12 protein-coding genes and 1 pseudogene are annotated in these 7,015 nt (G+C 53.0%); 12 read left to right on the top strand and 1 reads right to left on the bottom strand.

Features of this window, described 5'->3' with window-relative positions:
- The 12 genes from rplF to rplQ all read left to right on the top strand — a co-directional run bounded on the left by rplF (position 1) and on the right by rplQ (position 6,518).
- Positions 1 to 534, top strand: a complete 534-nt coding sequence (rplF, locus tag I6L44_RS17835) for a 50S ribosomal protein L6 (RefSeq protein WP_005340607.1) — start codon at positions 1 to 3, stop codon at positions 532 to 534.
- Between the two features lie 9 nt (positions 535 to 543).
- Positions 544 to 897 (top strand): 50S ribosomal protein L18, encoded by a 354-nt coding sequence (gene rplR / locus I6L44_RS17840; protein ID WP_005340606.1) that lies wholly within the window; start codon positions 544 to 546, stop codon positions 895 to 897.
- A gap of 14 nt (positions 898 to 911) precedes the next feature.
- On the top strand, positions 912 to 1,412 hold the full coding sequence (gene rpsE / locus I6L44_RS17845) for a 30S ribosomal protein S5 (RefSeq protein ID WP_005342686.1): 501 nt from the start codon (positions 912 to 914) through the stop codon (positions 1,410 to 1,412).
- 6 nt (positions 1,413 to 1,418) lie between these two features.
- Complete coding sequence (gene rpmD / locus I6L44_RS17850; RefSeq protein ID WP_005307985.1) at positions 1,419 to 1,598, top strand: 50S ribosomal protein L30; 180 nt, start codon at positions 1,419 to 1,421, stop codon at positions 1,596 to 1,598.
- A 2-nt stretch (positions 1,599 to 1,600) separates the two neighbouring features.
- Positions 1,601 to 2,038 carry a 50S ribosomal protein L15 gene (gene rplO / locus I6L44_RS17855; protein ID WP_005342691.1) on the top strand — a complete coding sequence of 146 codons (438 nt, stop codon included), beginning with the start codon at positions 1,601 to 1,603 and terminating at the stop codon, positions 2,036 to 2,038.
- Between the two features lie 8 nt (positions 2,039 to 2,046).
- A complete protein-coding gene (secY, locus tag I6L44_RS17860; RefSeq protein ID WP_005307989.1) occupies positions 2,047 to 3,375 on the top strand; it encodes a preprotein translocase subunit SecY in 1,329 nt (442 codons plus the stop codon).
- A 27-nt stretch (positions 3,376 to 3,402) separates the two neighbouring features.
- Entirely contained in the window at positions 3,403 to 3,516 is a 114-nt protein-coding gene (rpmJ, locus tag I6L44_RS17865) for a 50S ribosomal protein L36 (protein WP_005319705.1), read from the top strand.
- Positions 3,517 to 3,655: 139 nt separating this feature from the next.
- Positions 3,656 to 4,012 (top strand): 30S ribosomal protein S13, encoded by a 357-nt coding sequence (gene rpsM / locus I6L44_RS17870; protein WP_005307991.1) that lies wholly within the window; start codon positions 3,656 to 3,658, stop codon positions 4,010 to 4,012.
- A 14-nt stretch (positions 4,013 to 4,026) separates the two neighbouring features.
- A complete protein-coding gene (rpsK, locus tag I6L44_RS17875) occupies positions 4,027 to 4,416 on the top strand; it encodes a 30S ribosomal protein S11 (protein ID WP_005307993.1) in 390 nt (129 codons plus the stop codon).
- A 39-nt stretch (positions 4,417 to 4,455) separates the two neighbouring features.
- Entirely contained in the window at positions 4,456 to 5,076 is a 621-nt protein-coding gene (gene rpsD / locus I6L44_RS17880; RefSeq protein ID WP_005342696.1) for a 30S ribosomal protein S4, read from the top strand.
- 25 nt (positions 5,077 to 5,101) lie between these two features.
- Positions 5,102 to 6,091, top strand: a complete 990-nt coding sequence (gene rpoA, locus I6L44_RS17885) for a DNA-directed RNA polymerase subunit alpha (protein ID WP_005307997.1) — start codon at positions 5,102 to 5,104, stop codon at positions 6,089 to 6,091.
- Positions 6,092 to 6,134: 43 nt separating this feature from the next.
- Entirely contained in the window at positions 6,135 to 6,518 is a 384-nt protein-coding gene (rplQ, locus tag I6L44_RS17890) for a 50S ribosomal protein L17 (RefSeq protein WP_005307999.1), read from the top strand.
- Between the two features lie 123 nt (positions 6,519 to 6,641).
- Here rplQ and I6L44_RS20630 read toward each other — a convergent pair.
- Positions 6,642 to 6,803 (bottom strand): annotated as a pseudogene (locus I6L44_RS20630) (hypothetical protein); the annotation flags it as partial.
- Between the last annotated feature and the right edge of the window lie 212 nt (positions 6,804 to 7,015).

Genomic DNA, 7,015 nt, shown 5'->3' on the forward strand with positions numbered 1-7,015 from the left:
ATGTCTCGTGTTGCTAAGGCACCCGTCACTATTCCTGCTGGCGTAGAGGTGACTCTGAACGGCCAGGAACTGACCATCAAAGGTGGTAAAGGTTCTCTGGTTCGCTCTATTCACGCCGGTGTAGAAGTGACCAAAGAAGACAATGTACTGAAGTTCGCCCCGCGCGGCAGCATCGCTGGTGCTGACGCTCAGGCCGGTACTGCCCGTGCATTGGTCAACAACATGGTAATCGGTGTTACCCAAGGCTTCGAGCGCAAGCTGCAGCTGGTTGGTGTAGGTTATAAAGCCTCCATCAAGGGCAATGCTGTTGCGCTGGCTCTGGGCTTCTCTCACCCGGTAGAGCATGCGCTGCCGGCTGGTGTGACCGCTGAGTGCCCGACTGCCACAGAAATCGTTCTGCGTGGTGTCGACAAGCAGCTGGTTGGCCAAGTCGCCGCCGATATCCGTGCTTACCGCGCTCCGGAGCCCTACAAGGGCAAGGGTGTACGCTATGCCAACGAGCAAGTGCGTACTAAAGAAGCTAAGAAGAAGTAAGGTAACACTATGGACAAGAAAGCAGCTCGTCTCCGTCGTGCTACTCGTGCTCGGAAAAAGATGCAGGAACTGGGAGCTACCCGTCTGGTTGTTCACCGTACCCCGCGTCATATCTATGCGCAGGTTATTGCAGCCAACGGTTCCGAAGTTCTGGCCTCTGCTTCCACAGTAGAGAAAGCCATCAGTGAAGCTCTGAAATACACCGGTAACGCAGATGCGGCTACCGCTGTAGGTAAAGCTATCGCTGAGCGTGCTATTGCCAAAGGCGTTCAGAACGTATCTTTCGATCGTTCCGGTTTCAAGTATCACGGTCGCATCGCTGCCCTGGCAGCTGCCGCACGTGACGCTGGTCTTCAGTTCTAAGCTAGGAGTCGAAGATGGCTAAAGTCGAATCTCAAGCCGGCGAACTGCAAGAAAAGCTCATTGCAGTAAACCGTGTTTCGAAAACTGTTAAAGGTGGTCGTATCATGTCCTTCACCGCGTTGACCGTGGTGGGTGATGGTAACGGCCGTGTAGGTTACGGTTACGGTAAAGCCCGTGAAGTTCCGGCTGCTATTCAAAAAGCAATGGAACAGGCCAAGCGTAACCTGAACAAGGTTGAACTGAACAACGGCACCCTGCACCACCCGGTGAAAGGTGTTCACTCCGGTTCCACCGTGTTCATGAAGCCGGCCTCTCAAGGTACTGGTATCATCGCAGGCGGCGCCATGCGTGCCGTTCTGGAAGTTGCTGGTATCCACAACGTGCTGGCTAAGACCTACGGTTCCACCAACCCAATCAACGTTGTTCGCGCAACTGTAGACGCTCTGGTTCACGGTCAGTCACCGGAACAGATCGCTGCCAAGCGTGGTCTGCGCGTTGAAGAAATTCTGGGGTAATGCGACATGGCTAACACTGTAAAAGTAACTCAAACTCGCAGCTCTATCGGCCGTCTGCCAAAGCACAAGGCGACTCTGCGTGGTCTGGGTCTGCGTCGCATTGGTCACACCGTTGAGCTGGAAGATACTCCTTGCGTACGCGGTATGATCAACCAGGTTTATTACATGGTTAAGGTGGAGGGCTAAGCATGCGTCTGAATACTCTGTCTCCGGCCGCTGGTTCCAAGCGCGTTAAGCACCGTCCGGGCCGTGGTATCGGTTCTGGTCTGGGCAAGACCGGTGGTCGTGGTGTTAAAGGTCAAACCTCTCGTTCCGGTGGCGGTAAAGTCCGCAACGGTTTCGAAGGCGGCCAGATGCCTTTGAAAATCCGTCTGCCGAAGTTCGGTTTCTTCTCTCGCAAATCTTTGGTATCTGCCGAAGTGCGCCTGAACGAAATCGCCCTGGTAGAAGGTGATGTAGTCGACGTGAGCACTCTGAAGCAAGCCGGCGTTCTGACCAAGAACATCGTGTTCGCTAAAGTTGTTCTGTCTGGCAACATTGACCGTGCTGTGACCGTTCGTGGTCTGTCCGTCACCAAAGGTGCACGTGCAGCCATCGAGGCCGCTGGCGGTAAAATCGAGGAATAATCAGTACAATGGCTAAGAAACCAGGATTGGATGTTAAAGCACAGGGTGGTCTGAGTGAACTGAAGAGCCGTCTGCTCTTCGTTCTCGGGGCGATTATCGTTTTCCGTGCAGGCTCTTATGTGCCGATTCCTGGTATTGACGCCGCCGTACTGGCCGAGTTGTTCCAGCAACAGAAGGGCACCATCATTGAGATGTTCAACATGTTCAGTGGTGGTGCACTATCGCGTGCTTCTATTCTTGCGTTGGGGATCATGCCGTACATTTCGGCGTCGATCATTATCCAGCTGCTGACAGTGGTTCATCCTGCTCTTGCTGAACTCAAGAAAGAGGGTGAATCCGGCCGTCGCAAGATTAGCCAATATACCCGTTGGGGCACGCTGGTTTTGGGAACTTTCCAGGCCATTGGTATTGCAACCGGTCTGCCGAATATGATGCAAGGACTCGTGACTCATCCGGGTTTGGGCTTCTATTTCACAGCGGTTGTGAGTCTGGTCACCGGTACCATGTTCTTGATGTGGTTGGGTGAGCAGATTACCGAGCGTGGGATTGGTAATGGTATCTCGTTGATTATTTTCACAGGTATCGTTGCTGGTCTGCCGCATGCCATTGGCGCTACGGCCGAACAGGCACGTCAAGGGGAATTGCACATCCTGCTGTTGTTGTTGCTGGGCTTGATTGTTTTCGCAGTGACTTACTTTGTGGTGTTCGTGGAGCGTGGTCAGCGTCGTATCGTCGTTAACTATGCCAAGCGTCAACAAGGCCGCCAGGTATTTGCCGCGCAAAGCACGCACCTGCCGTTGAAAGTGAATATGGCTGGTGTGATTCCTGCGATTTTCGCATCCAGTATCATCCTCTTCCCGGGTACCATTACCTCCTGGTTTGGTCAGGGTGAGGGTAAAGTCGCTGATATCCTGCAACAGGTCTCTATGGTCCTGCAGCCGGGTCAGCCGCTTTACGAGATGCTGTATGCAGCAGCCATTATCTTTTTCTGTTTCTTCTATACCGCGCTGGTGTTCAACCCCCGCGAGACAGCAGATAACCTGAAGAAGAGTGGAGCCTTTATCCCGGGGATCCGCCCGGGCGAGCAGACAGCACGTTATATCGATAAGGTTATGACTCGCCTGACATTGGCAGGTGCGCTCTATATAACCTTTATCTGTCTGGTACCCCAGTTCCTGATGACTGCCTGGAACGTACAGTTCTACTTCGGTGGCACTTCGCTGCTGATTATTGTGGTGGTTATCATGGACTTCATGGCTCAGGTACAAACCCATATGATGTCTCATCAATATGGTGACGTCCTGAGGAAGGCCAACCTGAAGGGCTACGGCCGCTAAAGGTCGGCGTAGTTACGGAGTTAAGCAATGAAAGTTCGTGCTTCCGTTAAGGCAATCTGCCGTAACTGCAAAATCATCAAGCGTCACGGTGTGGTGCGTGTGATTTGCAGCGAGCCAAAGCATAAACAGCGCCAAGGCTAATTTTTTACGGTTAGTACTTGCAACAAATAGTTGTGCTGGCTAATATAGCCAGCCAACTTTTGTTGTGTATTGGTTGACCGCCACGTATCCGCTCACGGGCTTTGTGGTGGTCGTAATCTACTATATGTAGGAGTGAATAGTGGCCCGTATCGCTGGCATTAACATTCCTGACCATAAGCATGCAGTCATTGCTTTGACTGCGATTTATGGCGTCGGTCGTACCCGCTCCAAGGCCATTTGTGCCGCAGCCGGTATCGCTGAGAATGTGAAAATTAAAGACCTGGACGAAGCTCAGATCGAGAGTCTGCGTGAACAAGTAGGTAAATTCACCGTTGAAGGTGACCTGCGTCGTCAGATTTCCATGAACATCAAGCGATTGATGGATCTGGGTTGCTACCGTGGTTTGCGTCACCGTCGTAGCCTGCCTGTTCGTGGTCAACGTACCAAGACCAACGCTCGTACCCGTAAGGGTCCGCGCAAGGCTATCAAGAAGTAACGGGAAGGTAGAAAATGGCTAAAACTCCGACTCGTGCTCGCAAGCGCGTTAAAAAGCAAGTGAGCGACGGTATTGCGCACGTTCATGCATCTTTCAACAACACAATCGTGACCATTACTGACCGTCAGGGCAATGCTCTGTCTTGGGCTACTTCTGGTGGTTCCGGTTTCCGTGGTTCTCGTAAGTCCACCCCGTTCGCTGCTCAGGTAGCTGCCGAGCGCGCTGGTGAGATGGCCAAAGAATATGGCGTCAAGAACCTGGAAGTCATGGTCAAAGGTCCGGGTCCCGGTCGTGAGTCTTCCATCCGCGCCCTGAACGCGGCTGGTTTCCGCATCACTAACATTACTGATGTGACTCCGATCCCGCACAACGGTTGTCGTCCTCCCAAGAAGCGCCGCGTGTAACGCTGTAGCTACTTGGTCTAGGATTGTTGGAGAAAGAAGATGGCAAGATATATCGGTCCTAAGCTTAAGCTTAGCCGTCGTGAGGGCACAGACCTCTTCCTGAAGTCTGGTGTTCGTGCGATTGATTCTAAGTGCAAGATTGACACCGCTCCTGGTCAGCACGGCGCTCGCAAGCCCCGTCTGTCCGATTACGGTGTGCAACTGCGCGAGAAACAAAAAGTTCGTCGTATCTACGGCGTATTGGAAAAACAGTTCCGCAACTACTACCGCGACGCTGCCCGTCAAAAGGGTAACACCGGTGAAAACCTGTTGCAGCTGCTGGAAGGTCGTCTGGACAACGTCGTATACCGCATGGGCTTCGGTGCTACCCGCGCTGAATCTCGTCAGCTGGTGAGCCACAAGGCCATCATGGTAAACGGCCGCGTTGTGAACATTCCTTCTTTCCAGGTTTCCCCTGAGGACGTGATCTGCGTTCGTGAGAAGGCTAAGAAGCAAGCGCGTATCAAAGCTGCCCTTGAGGTTGCTGGTCAGCGCGAGAAGCCGACTTGGGTAGAGGTTGATGCCGCTAAAATGGAAGGTGCCTTCAAGCGCCTGCCAGAGCGTTCCGACCTGTCTGCCGACATTAACGAACAGCTGATCGTCGAGCTTTACTCCAAGTAAAGCTAGCTTCTAAAGAGAGGACACAATGCTGGGTTCTGTAACAGATTTTCTTAAACCGCGGCTAGTTGACATCGAGCAAGTTAGCCCGACTCATGCGAAAGTGACTCTTGAGCCACTCGAGCGTGGCTTTGGTCACACGCTGGGCAACGCCCTGCGTCGTATTTTGCTGTCTTCTATGCCCGGTTGTGCAGTTACTGAAGTCGAAATTGACGGGGTACTGCATGAGTACAGCAGCAAAGAAGGTGTACAGGAAGACATTCTTGAAATCCTGCTCAACCTGAAAGGTATCGCTGTGAAGCTGGAAGGCAAGGACGAGGTAACTCTGTCCCTGACCAAGTCTGGAACAGGCCCCGTTACCGCAGGTGATATCACTCACGGTGATGAAGTCGAGATCGTAAACCCGGAGCACGTAATCTGCCACCTGACTGGTGCCAATGCTGAAATCAGCATGCGCTTGAAAGTTCAGCGCGGTCGTGGTTATGTGCCTGCTTCTGCTCGTGTTCACAACGATGACGAAGAGCGTCCTATCGGTCGCCTGCTGCTGGACTCCGCGTTCAGCCCCATCGTTCGTATTGCCTACAATGTTGAGGCAGCACGTGTGGAACAGCGTACCGACTTGGACAAGCTGGTCATCGACATGGAGACCAATGGTACCCTGGATCCTGAGGAAGCTATCCGTCGTTCTGCCACTATTCTGGCTGAGCAACTGGAAGCCTTCGTGGATCTGCGCGATGTCAGCGTGCCCGAGAAGAAAGAAGAGAAACCCGAGTTTGATCCGATTCTGCTGCGTCCTGTCGATGATTTGGAGCTGACAGTTCGTTCTGCGAACTGTCTGAAGGCAGAAGCTATCCACTATATTGGTGATCTGGTACAGCGTACCGAAGTTGAGTTGCTTAAGACTCCTAACCTCGGTAAGAAGTCCCTGACTGAGATCAAGGACGTGTTGGCCTCCCGTGGTCTGTCTCTTGGCATGCGCCTTGAGAACTGGCCGCCCGCCAGCATCGCTGACGAGTAATCCAGATTACGGGTTTCACAGATTTAGTTAGAAGGATAAGGTCATGCGCCATCGTTTGAGTGGTCGTCAACTGAACCGGAACAGCAGCCATCGTCAGGCTATGTTCCGCAACATGGCCAGCTCCCTGGTTCGTCATGAGATCATCAAGACGACTCTGCCTAAGGCAAAAGAGCTGCGTCGTGTAGTTGAACCGCTGATCACCCTTGCCAAGACTGATAGCGTTGCTAATCGTCGTCTGGCATTTGCCCGCACTCGCGACAACGCGATCGTGGCTAAGCTGTTCAATGAACTGGGCCCGCGCTACCTGGAGCGCGCCGGCGGTTATACTCGCATTCTGAAATGCGGTTTCCGTGCTGGCGACAACGCCCCTATGGCTTATATTGAGCTGGTAGACCGCCCGGCCGCTGCTGAAGCAGCTGCTGAGTGATAAAGAAAAAGCCGGGCTTGTCCCGGCTTTTCTTTTAATCCATTCTGATACTGCCTCAACTGCCTCAACTGCCTCAACTGCCTCAACTGCCTCAACTGCCTCAACTGCCTCAACTGCCTCAACTGCCTCAACTGCCTCAACTGCCTCAACTGCCTCAACTGCCTCAACTGCCTCAACTGCCTCAACTGCCTCAACTGCCTCAACTGCCTCAACTGCCTCAACTGCCTCAACTGCCTCAACTGCCTCAACTGCCTCAACTGCCTCAACTGCCTCAACTGCCTCAACTGCCTCAACTGCCTCAACTGCCTCAACTGCCTCAACTGCCTCAACTGCCTCAACTGCCTCAACTGCCTCAACTGCCTCAACTGCCTCAACTCATCATTCACCTATATGTTCTTCTATAGAAGTAAGCGCTGTTCCCAAACCACTGCTGAGTGGTGAATGGTTAATGGTTGGATCACTTGGCGTGAACATCGTCAGCCAGCTGATATCGCCCT

Source organism: Aeromonas sp. FDAARGOS 1414, from assembly GCF_019047065.1.
In the GTDB taxonomy this organism is placed as follows: Bacteria; Pseudomonadota; Gammaproteobacteria; order Enterobacterales; family Aeromonadaceae; genus Aeromonas; species Aeromonas veronii_A.

Bases quoted from the DNA above. Each gene is read 5' to 3' on its own strand.
- rplF (WP_005340607.1), top strand. From the start codon at position 1: ATGTCTCGTGTTGCTAAGGCACCCGTCACTATTCCTGCTGGCGTAGAG.
- rplR (WP_005340606.1), top strand. From the start codon at position 544: ATGGACAAGAAAGCAGCTCGTCTCCGTCGTGCTACTCGTGCTCGGAAA.
- rpsE (WP_005342686.1), top strand. From the start codon at position 912: ATGGCTAAAGTCGAATCTCAAGCCGGCGAACTGCAAGAAAAGCTCATT.
- rpmD (WP_005307985.1), top strand. From the start codon at position 1,419: ATGGCTAACACTGTAAAAGTAACTCAAACTCGCAGCTCTATCGGCCGT.
- rplO (WP_005342691.1), top strand. From the start codon at position 1,601: ATGCGTCTGAATACTCTGTCTCCGGCCGCTGGTTCCAAGCGCGTTAAG.
- secY (WP_005307989.1), top strand. From the start codon at position 2,047: ATGGCTAAGAAACCAGGATTGGATGTTAAAGCACAGGGTGGTCTGAGT.
- rpmJ (WP_005319705.1), top strand. From the start codon at position 3,403: ATGAAAGTTCGTGCTTCCGTTAAGGCAATCTGCCGTAACTGCAAAATC.
- rpsK (WP_005307993.1), top strand. From the start codon at position 4,027: ATGGCTAAAACTCCGACTCGTGCTCGCAAGCGCGTTAAAAAGCAAGTG.
- rpsD (WP_005342696.1), top strand. From the start codon at position 4,456: ATGGCAAGATATATCGGTCCTAAGCTTAAGCTTAGCCGTCGTGAGGGC.
- rpoA (WP_005307997.1), top strand. From the start codon at position 5,102: ATGCTGGGTTCTGTAACAGATTTTCTTAAACCGCGGCTAGTTGACATC.
- rplQ (WP_005307999.1), top strand. From the start codon at position 6,135: ATGCGCCATCGTTTGAGTGGTCGTCAACTGAACCGGAACAGCAGCCAT.